Origin of the sequence: Methanolobus tindarius DSM 2278 (genome assembly GCF_000504205.1) — an archaeon.
GTDB classification, from domain to species: Archaea; Halobacteriota; Methanosarcinia; order Methanosarcinales; family Methanosarcinaceae; genus Methanolobus; species Methanolobus tindarius.
Map to the genome: position 1 here is coordinate 426,728 of NZ_AZAJ01000001.1, position 15,427 is coordinate 442,154.

The following is a 15,427-nucleotide window of genomic DNA, read 5'->3' on the forward strand; positions in this document are numbered from 1 at the left end:
TTTAGACGTTACTAATGCCCTCTGCATCGGTATCCTTTTCCACTATGGAAAGGTATTGTTCTTTGAACTTTTCCAAGCTTTTAATTTCAGTTTTTAGTTTATCGAAGCAAATATCTCCCCTATCCATTATGAGCATGCGGTCGCATAGTTCAAAAGCACGCTCGATGTTGTGGGTTATCATAATCCTTGTAACATCAGAATCTCCGGTACCCATGAGCACACGCTCAAAATTAGCAGCAGCATGCTGGTCGAGTCCAGTATATGGCTCATCCATGAGTAAAATTTCAGGCTGGTGCAAAAGTGCCCTTGCAATTGAAAGCCTCTGTTTCATTCCTCTTGAAAATGAACCGGCACGCTCATCTGAACGCTGAAGGAGATTTACACTTTTCAGAATGGAATCAACTCTTGCATCGATGTTATTATTCTCAATTCCGTACATCCGGGCAAAAAAAACAAGGTTCTCCCTTGCTGTCAGTTCATCATAAAGATAAGTCTCATGAGATATGGCACCTATCATTCCCCTTATCTTTTCAGGATGCTTTTTGGCATCAATTCCATTAACAAGAATACTTCCCCTGGAAGGATTGATGATAGTGGACATTATCTTCAGAAGAGTGGTCTTTCCGGCTCCGTTGGGACCGAATATTGTAACAAACTCACCTTTTTTGATCTCAAGGTTGATATTGCTCAATGCTTTCCTTCGCCCGAAGCTCTTTGAAAGACCGTTAATTGAGATGATACTGTCCATTGGAGCCATTTGAGCTATATTTACAGCTTCAGGTTATATAAATTAACGTTCCGGCCTGCAAATTATCTTTCAAATGCAGGTCCACCAACATCTGCGTTGTTGTTGTAGCCGGCAGTTTCCCAGTATCCTTTGTAAGGCTCATCGGTAACCTCTATTGAAGTAATCCATTTTGCCCATTTGTAGCCGTATTTACTCTCAGCTACAAGCTGTAGTGGAAATCCCCTGTCTGCGGGCAGAGTGATATCATTAAGCTCATAGGCAAGCATTATGTCATTTTCAACAATGTAGTCATAATCAAGGCTCGTGGAATAGCCATCAGCTGAGTAGAATATGACCGTAGTTGCACTGTTGTTTACACCGGTCTCATTAAACAATGTGTCCATGGTTAAACCGGTCCATTTTGCATCAAATCCCCAGCCTTCGACACAGTCCATGCGCACAAATCTTGAAACCGAAGGATATGCAAGCAACTGTTCATAGGTAAAACTCATGGGCTTATCTACCATTCTTCCATAAATCCTGAGTTCGTATGTGTCCTTATCTATGTACTGGGTTCCTTTAATCCCATTATTTCGTTGTTCTGAAATGGGAGTCAGTTCCTTTCCGTCAAAAACAGTAGCTTCATCTGATGTATTGGTTTCTTGCTGCTTCTGCTGTGAATCTTCAGTACATCCACTAACTGAAAGAACCAGAATCAATATACAACTGACTAAAAGTTTAAATTGTCTGAGTTGAACCATGATTTACCCCCTGGCTCAGATACATTCGAGAAGTTCTATTCCTTTGTCACTCAAGGAATATTTGTCCTCTATAAGATTCAGGAATTCCCCATTAATAAGAAACTCTGTGTGATACTTGAACACCTTTTCATCAAGCTCCGTACTTTCCAGTATCTCACCCCTTGTAGCTCCGAACACACCAATTGCCCTGATAAGTTGACGCCTTATGGGATGTGAAGCTGCCTTGTGAGCAAGTTCATGTTCGGCTTTGACCCTTTCTCTTTCTGAAGGCTTTGTATCAAGAAGACTATCGAGATCGTCATCCAGCATTTCCTACTCCTCCTATTTTCATTATGAAATTATAATGTAAAAAGTGTTGTGCAGGAAATACGTATACTCTTTGGTAAAAATCATAAAAGAAAATAAAAAACTTAGAAACTAAGACCCGGAATAGTTAAGAGAAAGAATAATTAAGAGAAAAGAACTCAGATGCTTGCTTTCGCACTTCATTTATATTTAGGAGAATATAAATGCTGGCGGTTGAAAGCAAACAATTTAGTTAATGCAAGAGGGTGCATTTATCTGAGGGGATCGTTGGTGCCAGCATTTATATTAATGTGATATAGCCACTGCTTTTTCTGTTGTGCAGACATGTTTTATCTCCATTTCAGATGTTTTTTGTGACTTTTTTGCGACGATTCCCGGGTCAGCAGGCAGAAATGTAAGACTTCCATTTTTGTATCTCATGGGAGATCCGATTGCCTTGTAATATTCGTTCTTAAGGCTCTGTATTGCCGCTACCACGGTTTCGTTATCATACTTCGAATTGCCAAGGTTTGCAAATGCTACGCCAAGCAGCAGATTATTTGCATGCAAAGCAAGGTGCAATTGCCATGTGTCCTTGTCAACGAACTCATGAATTTTAATATCCATAACCAAATTGCTCTCATTTTCCCTCAATGTCACAATCTCCTTGTAATTGACTGCAATCACTACATTATATGAACTCATATAAAAGTAGTTTGTTATTATATTTAGAATGATGTACATGAATAAAATTAGCATGTACTTAATACTGAACATCATGTTCACAGAATCACTCAAACATGCCCACTGGCAGTGGTTTGTTATACTGAACATTCCTTTTCAGATAAACATCATAATTTTCGCTATCAGTATAGAATACAAAAATATATTCAGTCTTAAAATAAGCCCAGTACTGAGCAAAAGGATTACGTGCATCACTTAGAACTACAGTGACATTGGAATCATAAGTGGAAACATTATACACCGGGTAGTCTACATCTCCCGGAAGACTTGAATTATACAGTAACTGCGCTCTTGTTATGTACGTAGCAGAGGAATCCTGATCACAATAACACTTGTCCACAAATCTTTCTTTATCCACACCAGACCAGTAATTTGAAATGAGTATTTTATATGTGGTCTCATTGAACTCATAAGCTGAAAGAAAGATTCCAGGAGAAATAGGATAAGAATCCTGATAGCTGATTTCGTGACCTTCTGTCTTTTCAAGATCTGAAACCAAAACTGCTTTTGCAAGCGGATTGAAAACGCACCATATGACAAATATTGTCAGTAATTTCCTGTAAAGCGACCTGTGTTCACCTTTTGAACTACCATTAAACCAGCCACCATTTACCTGAAGAAGCGAGCGTATATGAGAATTTACTTTTGAAGATGAATTATTTCTATTACCAAAAACACCATTGTTTTTGTTTGCACGGACACGACCCAGCATAATATAGAACAGCGGTATAAATGATATGACCGTGATCAGGGGATCGAAGAAATCAATTGCACCTATTGTTGACGTTTCTTTTATGAAAGGAAAAAGTGGCCTCATTTTCCAGCTTGTAACATAATCCAGATATATATGGCTCAGTATGGCAGCACCTGAAGCGATAATAAGCATCCGGTCTTTTTCCCGATACCATATATAAATTGTTACAAACAAGGCAAAAATAAGGGAATGCATGAACTCCCTGTGACCCATCATATAGTAGAGAACGTTATACACCTGGTGATTAAGGTGTCCGTCTATTGCAAGGAATAATACATTCAATATGAAATCCAGATCAGGCAGTATTGACATGAAAGCAACTATTTTTATCTGCCTTTTATTTAGTCCTGCAACTGATGCTATCAGTAACCCGATTCCCAGATGTGACAGTGTATTTACCATCCTGTCATCTTCACCCAATATAAAATATGTTACTATTTCTTTTTATATTTTTGGAGGATGCTGGATAATTAAATGTCCAAATGCCAGATTTAACCAATATAAGATCTGACAAACTAGTATTTGCCTAATATTTACCTAAAACTTGCCTAAGGTTTTAGCCATAAGTCTGTGAAACCCATGAATACTTGCTCCGCTTCCAAGATACATCATAGGACATCTTCCGGTGATTATCCTGAGATTTGGATCATATTCCAGGTGATTAACATCACAGGTATCAGTCTTCCAGTGAACCCAGAAATCAATAATTCCCTTTTCAGCCAGCTTCTCAATAACTCTTGCAGGTTCTCGTTTTGTAATGCCTATAACCACACTCCTGACACCATCAGGAACCTCTGGTATATTCTGGATTGAACCTTCAACTGGCTTATCAGAGTAATCAAGCACTGTAACTGCTCTCCCTCTTTTTTTAAGTTCATCAATTGTCCATTTAATGGCAGGTTTTGTACCATCTGTAATAATCAGGAAATTATCCCTTTCCCAGAACTCTTCCTGCTTTGTAAGCATGCTATACTTCCTCTTTTTACTTCCTTGAAAGAAGTTAGATGTCATGATATAAGAGTTCTTGCGAAAAAGCACTAAGGAGATGCTTCAGAATGATAAAAAGGAATAAAGAGCAAAAAATTGAAAAATATATGGCGAAGTTATTATTCGCCAATTAATGTTTACTCTCTTTTGAATACGAAAGCAAGTCCAATAATTGCAGCTATTGGCAGAGCAATTGTTGGGAATTCTGGTATTTCCTCTGTGTTTGGAACATCTGCTGTGACCTTGATGTCAAGGAAACTTGCTGTTCCGCGGTCTCTTCCCTTAATTGCGATAAGGTTTGTACCCTCCAACAGTATGCTGTCATCTACTTCAAACACAAAACTGCCCAAACTTGGACATCCTTCATGTGTCTGCATACCATTTGATACATCCACACCGTTGACAAAAATCTGAACATCGTTGTCAATGGCAACAGAAATCTTCATATTACTTGTGCCTGCAGGAAGATTGAGTTCCTTTCTTACAGCAATATATGTGTTAACTGGCCATTCCGTCTTTACATACTGTTCATCTGTGAGAACACAACCAGAATAGATTGAACCAAAACCTGCAATTCCTGAAGCAAATTCGGAATCATCAAAATTAAAGGTTGTAAAGTCATCTGATTCATCTTTGTCAATGATCTTGTATTTGTAACCAGAATCACCATAAGGGATGACAACTGTGTCTTCAGTAGCCATTGCTGTCATCGACAGTGTTGCTGTGAGAAGAAAAATACTTGCGAGTGAGAGAGCGAAGACTCTCTTTACATTGAAATTCGTTTTTGTTTTCATGCGTACCACCATTCGGACCAGACACCGAAAGAACATGACAGAACTCCATATTGCTTTATGTGCAGATATGCAATATGTCAGAAATTTCTTTCAGCATTGAACCGATCTTGTTGGCTTTAAAATGCGTGAGAAGTATATAACAGTTGTGATATTGTGCACCATATAAAATTACTACAAGAGATATAATAAGAGAAGTTTATCCCAGCACGATTTTATAAATCATACCAATGAGATATATTTAGTATGCAATAGCAGATTTCAACTAAAAATGAATTCAAAATAAAAAGATTGCTTTTTGTGCGAAAGCAGAAAATGGAAGAAAAATTAACTGAATATTTCATCCAGGTCTTTAAGGCAAATATCAACATCGAACTCTTTCAGTTTGTAGAATTTCTTGGCACGGTTATCATTATCCTCAAGTCTCAGGTCACTTTCAACAAAACCGGCTTTTTCCAGCCTTTTCAGGTGAAGCTGGATGACCTGACGTGACAGATCAAGATCCTTTGCCAGATCATATATGTATCTCTCCCTTTCTGAGAGCAGATACAGGAGTTTTAACCTGACCGGATGAGAAATAGCTTCTCCGATAGTTATTATTTGCTGAAGTGTTTTTGTCATCTGAGAACCTGCCGTACTTAGTTCTGTAATCTTAAATAAGAGAACGGATAATTGATCTAAATATCATCAAGTTTATCCTTTATATCCTGAACCATTTTTTTGACGTCCTCTACATCCTTTTCAACCCTGGCAAGACGTTCATTGTTTTCTGAGCCGCCTGAACCGGACTTATTCAGAAGTGTAACTGTCACCCAGACAACTAAAAAGATAATTAATATGTTCAAAAGCAGACCCCATATTCCAAAACCATACATGCCAGTGCCCATCATATCATACATAATTAGTTTCACCCTTAAAAATTTAAAAATTATATTTCTAATAAGGAATATATGGAAAGATGAGTATTACTACTTTTCTACCTTCCACACTTGTTTATTGAATCCTAAAGACACTTATCAGTACCTATAGCCGCAGCCGCCGGAACCACCGTAGCTTCCACCACGCATGCCACGTCCACCCTGATAGTACTGGCCCTGATATGTGGCATCTGCATAGAAGTCTTCGATTACTTCGCCAGTGTAGGCATCTATACGACCCTGTTTTACAGTATCATCTTCTGTGTAAGTAAATACCCACCATCTTCCCATCTGATAGACATTTGATTCTGATATATCCTGTCCGGTTACATCTTCTGCAATAGTAATAGCATCATCTATATTGTCTACTTCAATATCAGCTGCTGCTCCATCAGTTACATATGATCCATAAACCGGGCAGTCTGCATATCCATAACCGTTCATGTATCCATTTGCATATCCGACACATTGTCCAGCCCATCTGGACATCTGTGCGAAGAAAGTAGTGTCATCAGTATCATCTGTTGCTGCGCTTGCCATCCCAATCCCTGCAATTGCCATAATAAGCATTCCAGCAAGGAGGATTGTTGTAGTTTTTTTCATTTTTTACACCTTCCTGTATCGCAGGAATATATCATCCTGCATATGTAGCCTTAACACTACATATGTATGATATACCAGTATTTAAGGATTGTGTTTAACTGCGAACATAAACAGCTTTTTAGCAGTTCTGAAAAGCTCTGGAAAAAACAGAGAAGAAATAAGAGTATACACATTAAATATTATCAAGAAATTAAGATATATGATAAAATTTATTACGACCTATTGTCTATTAACTTGAAAATAATTTAACTTTTTCTAAAATAAAGAAAATGAGCGTTTTAAGAATGGATGAAGAAGAAACCATAGAAGCGTATGCAGTCACAGACTCAAACATTGTCAACAGACTTACTTCATTTTTAGGAATACCATTTATTATTGTATTCGGATGGCTGAATAACAAATATGTAAGCGTTTTTTCAGTGGAACATAACGACCACAGGCTTGTTGTTCTATATTCAGGAATCTGCCCGGTTATAAAAAATGACAGACTTCGAATTACAGGCAAAATGAGTCATGGAGGGAAAATCGGAGTATATGGCATGATAATGACGGCCTATAATATCGAAAATCTGGACACCGGAGACATATACGAAAAAATATGAACCTTATAGGTAAATTAATGTAGAAAAATCCTGCTTTAAATTTCAGAACAACTTTACCTTCTTCCCAATTCCCAGCTCCAGAGCTTTTGTATATACCATATTAGCAGTCACAAGATCCTGTACTGCAAGCCCGGTGGAATCAAATATTGTAATATTATCGTCAGACAGGCGACCTTTTTTAACACCTGCGACAATTTCTCCAAGTTCTGCATGGATGTCTGATTCTGAGATTACTCCCTGCGACAGTGGCACATTCACCTCTCCGGAATGTGATGCCTGTACGATATCATCTACAATTATCCTTGCCTTTTTCATGATAGAGGACTCCAGTTCCTGTTTACCCACAGCATCAGCACCGATGGCATTAATATGTGTGCCTTCATGTATCCATTCAGCTTTTACAACCGGCTCTCTTACAGGTGTTGTTGTAACAAGGACATCGCAGTCACATACATCCTTAATACTCTGCTTTCGCTTAAAGTCGCAGCTGACTACTTTTTTCATATCCTTTTCAAAGGAATCACAATGACCAGTATTTCTGCATGTAATCTTAACTTCCTCGATATCCATTACTTCTGACAATGCAAGCAATTGAGTTCGTGCCTGACCTCCTGTGCCAACCATTCCAACCACATGGGAATCTTTACGTGCAAGATACTTTGCAGCAACTCCGCCTGCAGCACCTGTCCTCATGTCAGTTACATGCGTTCCATCCATTATAGCAAGAGGAGCACCGGTTTCTGTGGAATTGAGGACTATGACGGCCATCACAGTTGGAAGTCCTTTTTCACGGTTATCAGGGTGCACATTGACTATTTTTACACCTGCAATATCCTTTTCTTCCATAAACGATGGCATGGTACGCAGGTCTCCATTGTGATTTTCAAAATAGAGATAGGACTTTGGAGGCATCTGTACCTTTTTAAGTCCATGTTCCCTGAAACCATTTTCCACAGCAGACAGGGTAAGAGGCATATCTATTACATTTTTAACATCAGACTGATCAAGCCACAGAACATCCATTTCTACAACACTCCTTCTATCCAAAATATATGAAATATGTTGGTACGATAGAATAAAATACTGTTCATCCTAATTTTAGTGAATATATATTATATATTATAAGAAATGTAATATAATACGTGATGGAAAAGAATCCAAATGACATTTCAAGGAAAGACATTTCAGAACTTGTGAGTAAAGGAGAAAAACTACTGGAACTGCTGGAAGAAATGCCTGCGAATAACGAGCATGAATACCAGAAAAACCGGAATATTTTCACTTCTGAATATGTAAAATGGTACGCAAAATGTCTTCCACTCATTCGGAGTATGGTACCTGACAAAGCTACCAGATTTGAAAGCCTGTATCACACTAACAAACGTACGGGAATGAACGAATACACATACACTGTACAGGATTATATTCATGGCATCTATTTTAAGGACAGGCCAAAAAGCTATACCGATTCAATTATCACTAAAAGGTTGAAAGAACAGATGTCTATTTTGGAGACATCTGTGGCAAGAAGCAGCGATTTTACATTTGAAATGGAAAGTTTTGTCAAAATAAACCCTATAAATAGAGTGGATTCCTCTTCTATTGTAAAACGAAATAAGTTAATAGACATCGATTTTTTCGATGAGCATTACAATTCCATACGCACGGAAATAAATAGCTGTTTTAAACAGGGTTTTTACATGGCAAGTCTTGAACTATCAAAAAGACTCATAAACAGCCTCCTTGTAGATCTTATAAGAAGCAATTTTCCCCTTGCCGGAGAAGGACACAGATCCCTTTATTATGATTATCTGAAAGAGGACTTCAGGGATACAAATGAATTGATAAAAGCACTTTCTGATAAAAAACAGGATTTCAATATAAACCCTGAAGCTATTGACTATTTGATAGAACTTGTCGCTCCGATGGAACCAAAGAAAAAACCCGAATCTCATAGTTTCGGAGCTAGCCCTAAAAGAGAAAATATTCAGGCTCTTAAAATTGAGGAAACTATGGAACTTATAATCGAAATTATTGATTTTATCAAGAAATAATTCATCCATTTTATTCCAGGAATAGTTATGACAGAGGATAACTTATCGTTAATGGAACTTGAAAATGAGAATCTCGAACTTAAAAAGCGAATTAAAGAGCTGGAACTCTCTTTTGATTCTTTTAAAAAAGACAAAGAAGATGAATTAATCAGGAAAAATGTGCTTCTTGAAGGCTTGCTTAACTCTGTACCTGAGTATGTATACCTGAAAGATGAAAACGGGAAATATATTCTTTGTAATTCAGGAGCTGCAAAATTCTTTGGAAAAACCATTGAAGAGATTATTGGAAAAACAGATTATGATATTGCCAGTAAGAAAGAAGCTGACGTATTCAGGGAAAATGATGAAAAAGTAATCAATAGCAGGAAACAAAACAGAAATGAAGAATGGATAGCTTTTACTGATGGAACAAAAAAACTCTTTGAAACTTACAAAGCCCCTTTGTATACAGATAAAGGTGACTTTATAGGCATCATGGGAATCAGCAGGGACATTACCCTGCAAAGAAAAGAAGATGATGAACTTACCAGAGCGCATGAACAGCTTCTTTCAGTAATGGAAGCGTTTGACGACCCTGCATATGTTGCTGACCCTGTTTCATACGAACTTCTTTTTGCCAACAGGGCAATCAAAAATCAAATGGGAAAAGATATAGTAGGTAAAAAATGCTATAATATACTCCAGAACTCCGATTCTCCATGCTCTTTTTGCACAAACACCCTGATATTTGGCGAGAATATTGGAAAAACCCACATATGGGAAACACAAAATATTAAAACCAAACGCTGGTACCGTTGTATTGATAAAGCAATTGAATGGCCCGACGGACGTATGGTACGATTTGAAGTTGCTGTTGACATACATAAAGAAAAGATTGCACAAGAAGCACTTCAGGAAAGTGAGGAAAAGTACAGAACATACATCAATACTTCACCAAATCCTATTTTTGTTCTTGACTTTAAAGGAAACTTTATAGATGTGAATCCGGCAGCCTGTGAAGTAACAGGCTATTCCGGAGAAGAATTGCTTAACATGAACTATTATAATATGTTCTCTGAAGAGCAAAGAATTCAACGTGAAAATAATTTCAAAAATCTTCAACTTAAAGGAAAGATGTCAGGTGAATACCCATACGTGAATAAGAATGGAGTTGAGTTTTACCTTTCAATAGAAGTTGTAAAAATACCTGATAATCGATTTCTTGCAATGTGCACTGATGTAACAGAAAGGAAAAAAACAGAAGAAGAAATACTTCAGGCAAAGATTAATGCGGAAGCTTCAAACAGGACTAAGACCGAGTTCCTTGCCAATATGAGTCATGAGTTGCGTACGCCGCTAAATTCTGTGATTGGATTTGCAGACATGATGAGAAGTCAGGTGGCAGGAGATATTAACGAAAAGCAGGCAGGATATCTGTCAAACATTTCCCAGAGTGGAAAACACCTGCTTAACATCATAAACGAGATTCTGGATATTTCAAAGATAGAATCCGGGAAAATGAAACTATATAAAGAAGATGTATTGCTTGTAGAAACCTATGCAGAAATCATCGCCACGCTTCAGCATATTGCAAGCAGAAAAGAAATAAAACTTGATGTTTCACCCTGGCCTGAAAATGAATACGCATATGCTGACAGGGCAAAACTAAAACAGATACTCTATAACCTTGTAGGCAATGCTATCAAATTCACCAATGAAGGAGGGTCGGTGATAATAGGAACAAGAAATGATGGGAAATTTATCCACATATCTGTTTCAGACACTGGAATTGGAATTGCACCTGATGGGTTAGAGAGATTGTTCAAACCATTTACACAGCTTGAATCCTTTGAATCTAGAACCTATGAAGGAACAGGACTTGGCCTTGCACTTTCAAAAGAACTTGTAGAGCTACACGGCGGAAAGATTACTGCTGAAAGTGAACCTGGCAAAGGAAGCACTTTTATTTTTACATTGCCATCTGCAAAAACAGCGGATTAATCATAAATATTTATAAACTTTTTTAAGCTCTTTGAAGCTTACATTAAGTTCAAACTGATTCGAAGTTTAAGTAAATGTTTTATCTGTTTAGATTCATTAGACTTATGGGGGCGTGAGGAGTCTATGAAAAATAACAACACATTTGTAGGTATATTAGTACTGTTAACAATCATACTGGTTACTATTGCCACTTTTACACTGGGATGTGCCGAACCACCGGAAATCCCTGACAATGAGTCAGTTCTTACTGAAGAAAACAGCAGTGAGTACATTTACGGGGATGCAACCGTAGAAAACATACAGATATTGATACTTGAATCATTTCCTGTCCAGGTGCATGTGACTGCAACAGGATACCTGCCTGATGGATGCACATCCATAAATGAGAAAACAGTCTCATATGATGAAGAAACAAAGAGTTTTACAGTTGAAATAACAACCATAAGACCGGCAGATGAAATGTGCACTGAAGCACTTGTTCCATTTGAAGAAACAATTGCTCTTGAGGTGTACGGTCTGGAAAAGGGTACCTATACAGTGGATGTAAATGGAATTACCGATGAATTCGAACTTCAGATGGATAATATTCCACAGGAATGAGTACTTCAGCTCATTCCTTTTCTGCCTTTGATGAAAGATTTTCCACATTCCTGATGCAAGAAAGAAGATCCTGCTTTTTGAATATTCCTTTCTGCATTATAAAAGACACATTCTTATCAAGTTCGTCTTTCTCATGAACATCAAGATCCTTTGCAGTACAGACTATTATAGGAATATCAATGGTACTTGGATGCTTCTTTAATTCTTTGATAACATCAAAACCATCTATTACCGGCATCATGAGATCAAGTATAATAACATCAGGAGAGGATTTAAGCGCCTTTTCAATACCTTCTTTGCCGCTTGAAGCCACAATCACGTTGTAGCCTTCCGTTGAAAGCATGGAATCCATGAGTTCCAGCACAGAAGGTTCATCGTCTATGGCAAGTACATTCACCTTTTCAAATGACTTAAGTGTCTTTAGTCTGTCAAGTGATGAAAGAAGTCCTTCCCTGTCAATTGGTTTTACGAAATAATCAAAGGCTCCCCATATCACACCCAGATCCCTTTCATCCACTATGGAAACAATAACGACTGGAATATCCTCGGTTCCTTTTTCTTTTTTAAGATTCCTGAGAACATCCCATCCATCCATTTCAGGCATCATTATATCAAGGGTGATTGCGAAAGGATGAAGTTCCTTTGCAAGTTCAAGAGCCTCTTTTCCATTATCTGCAAAACTGACATTGTAACCTGCATCCCTTAATGTAAAAGAAAGAATTTCCTGAGATTTTTTATCATCTTCAACCACAAGAATGAGTGGACGATAGTTATCTTCATTTTCAATACTTTTGATTCCAGATGTTATTGGACAGACTGCCCCACTTACCTCATACTCTTCAGTAGTTTCACCATTGGATTCAGAGACACAGACAGGAGAACTTGCATCAAAATCAATCGGTATCTCAAAGATGAAAGAAGAACCAGAACCTATCTCACTCTCAACCCATATATTTCCATGATGCTGTTCTATGAAATTTTTAACAAGGACAAGACCAAGTCCCGTACCCTCATAAACCCTGCAGCTTGATGAATCTATCTGGGTGAATGCCTTGAAGAGTTTTTCCTGATTCTCTTTTGATATACCTATTCCATTATCCTTTATTTCGACACGTACACAATCACCCTGCAAAGTTACGTAGATAAAAACAGAGCCTTCGTTGTCTGTAAACTTGATAGCATTACTCAAAAGATTATAGATAATCTGTTTGAATTTTCCTTTGTCTGCATTTATTGTAATTGCATCAGGAACCATGTTGATTTCAAGATTGATATCCTTTTTATGAGCCAGTGGAGAAATAATTGATTTAATCTCATCCAGTGAATCACCTATTTCGAATTTTTCCGGATGAAGTGTCATCTTTCCGGCTTCAATCTTGGAAAGATCAAGAATATCATTGATAAGACTGAGCAAATGCCTTCCACTCTTGGATATATTGCCAACATAGCGTTGTTGTTTATTATTAAGAGAACCAAACGTTTCTTCTGCCAATATATCTGCAAATCCAATAACTGAATTTAGAGGAGTACGCAGCTCATGGCTCATATTAGCAAGGAACTCGCTCTTGGTACGGCTTGCTTCTTCAGCTGTTTTTTTTGCAGCCAGCAGGGCTGCTTCAGCTTCTTTCCTTTCAGATATATCCACTAGAACACCGGCAATATGAAGTGGCTCTCCTTCCTCAGAATACTCAACGACCTTACCTTTGTTGGAGACCCATCTATATTTGCCATCCTTTCCACGTATGCGATATTCACATTCAGCCACATCGGTTGTTTTATTAATAATATTTTCAATTGCTGATGCTGCACATCCCAGATCAGCAGAATGAATTTGCTGTTTCATCCAGTCAAAACTACTACCTATCTCTTCCTCATCAAATCCAATTATGTCTGCATATCTTTTGTTAAAAATAAGATAATCTTCCTTAAGGTTTACATCCCATGAACCCTCATTGCTGCCTTCAAGAACTCTTTTAAGGTGCTGTTCACTTTCCCGGAGAGACTTTTCCATATATCTCCTTTTAAGCACCATTGCCATGAGTGTTGAGTACATATTCAGGGTATCAAAATCATCATCATGCCACTGCCGTGTTCCTTCAACTTCATCCAGACCTACAAATCCTATAAGTTTGCCTTCTGTGAATACCGGGAGAACAAGAACTGATTTTATGTCCTGCATCTCAAGTATTTCTTTTTCAGCAGAAGCTTCGGGAGGTAATGATGAAATATCATTTATGTTTATCATTTCATCATTCTTCAGCCTGGACATCCACCATGGGAACATATCAGCGGGTAAATCCTGTAATTCATCTTTCTGGGCTTCTATACCTTCTGAACACCATTCATGAGTATTGCTCATTGTTCCATCATTTTCATTGAAAACAAAAAGGTAGACACGATTTGCTCCGCAAAGAGTTCCAATTTCCATCAAAGATATGTCTATTGCCACATCAACATCCCCGGGATATGTGAACATTGAAGAAACAGTAAGCATTGTCTTTTCAATGGAATGTTTTCTTTTCAGTAGCTCTTCAGCTTCATTCTTGGAAACGATTTCATTTTGAAGCTTGGAATTCAGGTTATTAACATAGAACACACTTGCAGTTGCAATTATAAGCAAAAACAGTACACCTGCCAGGAAATATTTCATTCTATCAAGTGTTGCCATAAGGTCTATTTGACCCTGATAAGGGCCTTCATTTATTTCCCTCAGGCACTGAAGTACTGAACTGTAATCCTGTGGCACTGTCCAGCCGGCAACATCACCGATCTTGCTGTCAGGCGAGATGGAAGAAGGCATGCTGAGTAATGAAACAGAAACTCTTTCTGAAATCGATTTTGACGTATGGGGACATTTTGCAATTACCCATCCAGGATACAGTCTTGTGCTTACTAAAAAAGGATAATCATCATAATTCTGCGGGTGAACAACTTTGAGCTCATCAAAATCAATTTTATCTTCCATGTACATTCTTTCAAGAATACCGGAAGGAACTATCCCTACATCATAATCCCCATTTAATACTGAATAAACTATTTCCTCCGGGTTATTATTAAAGTCTAAAGATGCAAAATCATTTTCCGGAAAAATACGATGTTCTGTAAATTCCCTTTTTGCAAGCCACCATCCTTCTTTGGAAGGAGTTTCTACCACAAGAAAAGAAAGCCCTGTGGTGTCAGGCAAATTTTCAATATCTTCCCGATCATTCTCAGTAATAATTACACTACCCAGAAAAGATGTTAAGTCCTGTACCACATAATCCGGTGGCAGATATGCAACGGTTTCCATAGTTGCAATATTACTAATTCCATTAGAATACTCAAGAGTAACATATGTTGCCGGATCAACAATTACAAAATCAATTTCATCAGATGAAATTCCTTCCTGCATGGAATCAAAATCCATAGGAACCACATTGAATGTGAACTCCGGCATTTCAGATGACAGGTATGCATCAGTGCCATTAAGTCTTGCAAAAGGCTTGACATGTAACTCGTCTGACAGCACAGCAATAGTGATTGTATCTTCTTCAGCTAAAACTCCCGGACTAATAGTAGTCAAAAGTATGATAGATAAGAAAATGGAAAATGAAATCAGTTTTTTCAACTTTTTCAAGTTCAT

At 37.8% G+C, this 15,427-nt stretch carries 16 protein-coding genes; 4 read left to right on the top strand and 12 right to left on the bottom strand.

What is annotated here, in order from left to right:
- Position 1: 1 nt before the first annotated feature.
- The 10 genes from METTI_RS01890 to METTI_RS01935 form a co-directional block, all read right to left on the bottom strand.
- Positions 2-757 carry an ABC transporter ATP-binding protein gene (locus METTI_RS01890; protein ID WP_023844119.1) on the bottom strand — a complete coding sequence of 252 codons (756 nt, stop codon included), beginning with the start codon at positions 755-757 and terminating at the stop codon, positions 2-4.
- A gap of 53 nt (positions 758-810) precedes the next feature.
- A complete protein-coding gene (locus tag METTI_RS01895) occupies positions 811-1,488 on the bottom strand; it encodes a molybdopterin-dependent oxidoreductase (RefSeq protein WP_023844120.1) in 678 nt (225 codons plus the stop codon).
- A gap of 15 nt (positions 1,489-1,503) precedes the next feature.
- Positions 1,504-1,797 (bottom strand): hypothetical protein, encoded by a 294-nt coding sequence (locus METTI_RS01900; RefSeq protein ID WP_023844121.1) that lies wholly within the window; start codon positions 1,795-1,797, stop codon positions 1,504-1,506.
- A 282-nt stretch (positions 1,798-2,079) separates the two neighbouring features.
- Complete coding sequence (locus tag METTI_RS01905; protein ID WP_156916231.1) at positions 2,080-2,478, bottom strand: hypothetical protein; 399 nt, start codon at positions 2,476-2,478, stop codon at positions 2,080-2,082.
- Positions 2,479-2,563: 85 nt separating this feature from the next.
- The gene (locus METTI_RS01910; protein ID WP_023844123.1) at positions 2,564-3,691 is read right to left on the bottom strand and encodes a metal-dependent hydrolase; all 1,128 of its coding nucleotides are present in this window, start codon (positions 3,689-3,691) and stop codon (positions 2,564-2,566) included.
- Between the two features lie 117 nt (positions 3,692-3,808).
- Positions 3,809-4,237 (bottom strand): hypothetical protein, encoded by a 429-nt coding sequence (locus METTI_RS01915; protein ID WP_023844124.1) that lies wholly within the window; start codon positions 4,235-4,237, stop codon positions 3,809-3,811.
- Between the two features lie 158 nt (positions 4,238-4,395).
- Entirely contained in the window at positions 4,396-5,052 is a 657-nt protein-coding gene (locus tag METTI_RS16045) for a PEF-CTERM sorting domain-containing protein (RefSeq protein ID WP_048135037.1), read from the bottom strand.
- A gap of 324 nt (positions 5,053-5,376) precedes the next feature.
- Positions 5,377-5,670 carry an ArsR/SmtB family transcription factor gene (locus METTI_RS01925; RefSeq protein ID WP_023844126.1) on the bottom strand — a complete coding sequence of 98 codons (294 nt, stop codon included), beginning with the start codon at positions 5,668-5,670 and terminating at the stop codon, positions 5,377-5,379.
- A 56-nt stretch (positions 5,671-5,726) separates the two neighbouring features.
- Positions 5,727-5,948 (bottom strand): hypothetical protein, encoded by a 222-nt coding sequence (locus METTI_RS01930; RefSeq protein WP_023844127.1) that lies wholly within the window; start codon positions 5,946-5,948, stop codon positions 5,727-5,729.
- Positions 5,949-6,065: 117 nt separating this feature from the next.
- The gene (locus METTI_RS01935) at positions 6,066-6,569 is read right to left on the bottom strand and encodes a PepSY domain-containing protein (RefSeq protein ID WP_023844128.1); all 504 of its coding nucleotides are present in this window, start codon (positions 6,567-6,569) and stop codon (positions 6,066-6,068) included.
- A 269-nt stretch (positions 6,570-6,838) separates the two neighbouring features.
- On the opposite strand from METTI_RS01935, the gene METTI_RS01940 reads away from it, so the two are divergent.
- Positions 6,839-7,171, top strand: coding sequence for a hypothetical protein (locus METTI_RS01940; protein WP_048135039.1), 333 nt, complete (start codon positions 6,839-6,841; stop codon positions 7,169-7,171).
- A 42-nt stretch (positions 7,172-7,213) separates the two neighbouring features.
- Here the strand turns inward: METTI_RS01940 and ala are convergent, their stop codons facing one another.
- A complete protein-coding gene (gene ala / locus METTI_RS01945; protein WP_023844130.1) occupies positions 7,214-8,194 on the bottom strand; it encodes an alanine dehydrogenase in 981 nt (326 codons plus the stop codon).
- Positions 8,195-8,316: 122 nt separating this feature from the next.
- Here ala and METTI_RS01950 point away from each other — a divergent pair, with 122 nt between their 5' ends.
- From METTI_RS01950 to METTI_RS01960, 3 genes are all read left to right on the top strand, one after another.
- Positions 8,317-9,225, top strand: a complete 909-nt coding sequence (locus METTI_RS01950) for a hypothetical protein (protein ID WP_023844131.1) — start codon at positions 8,317-8,319, stop codon at positions 9,223-9,225.
- Between the two features lie 27 nt (positions 9,226-9,252).
- Positions 9,253-11,205 carry a PAS domain S-box protein gene (locus METTI_RS14960; protein WP_023844132.1) on the top strand — a complete coding sequence of 651 codons (1,953 nt, stop codon included), beginning with the start codon at positions 9,253-9,255 and terminating at the stop codon, positions 11,203-11,205.
- Positions 11,206-11,328: 123 nt separating this feature from the next.
- Positions 11,329-11,805, top strand: a complete 477-nt coding sequence (locus METTI_RS01960; protein ID WP_023844133.1) for a hypothetical protein — start codon at positions 11,329-11,331, stop codon at positions 11,803-11,805.
- A 10-nt stretch (positions 11,806-11,815) separates the two neighbouring features.
- On the opposite strand, the gene METTI_RS14965 is transcribed toward METTI_RS01960, so the two are convergent.
- Positions 11,816-15,427, bottom strand: a complete 3,612-nt coding sequence (locus METTI_RS14965; RefSeq protein ID WP_023844134.1) for a response regulator — start codon at positions 15,425-15,427, stop codon at positions 11,816-11,818.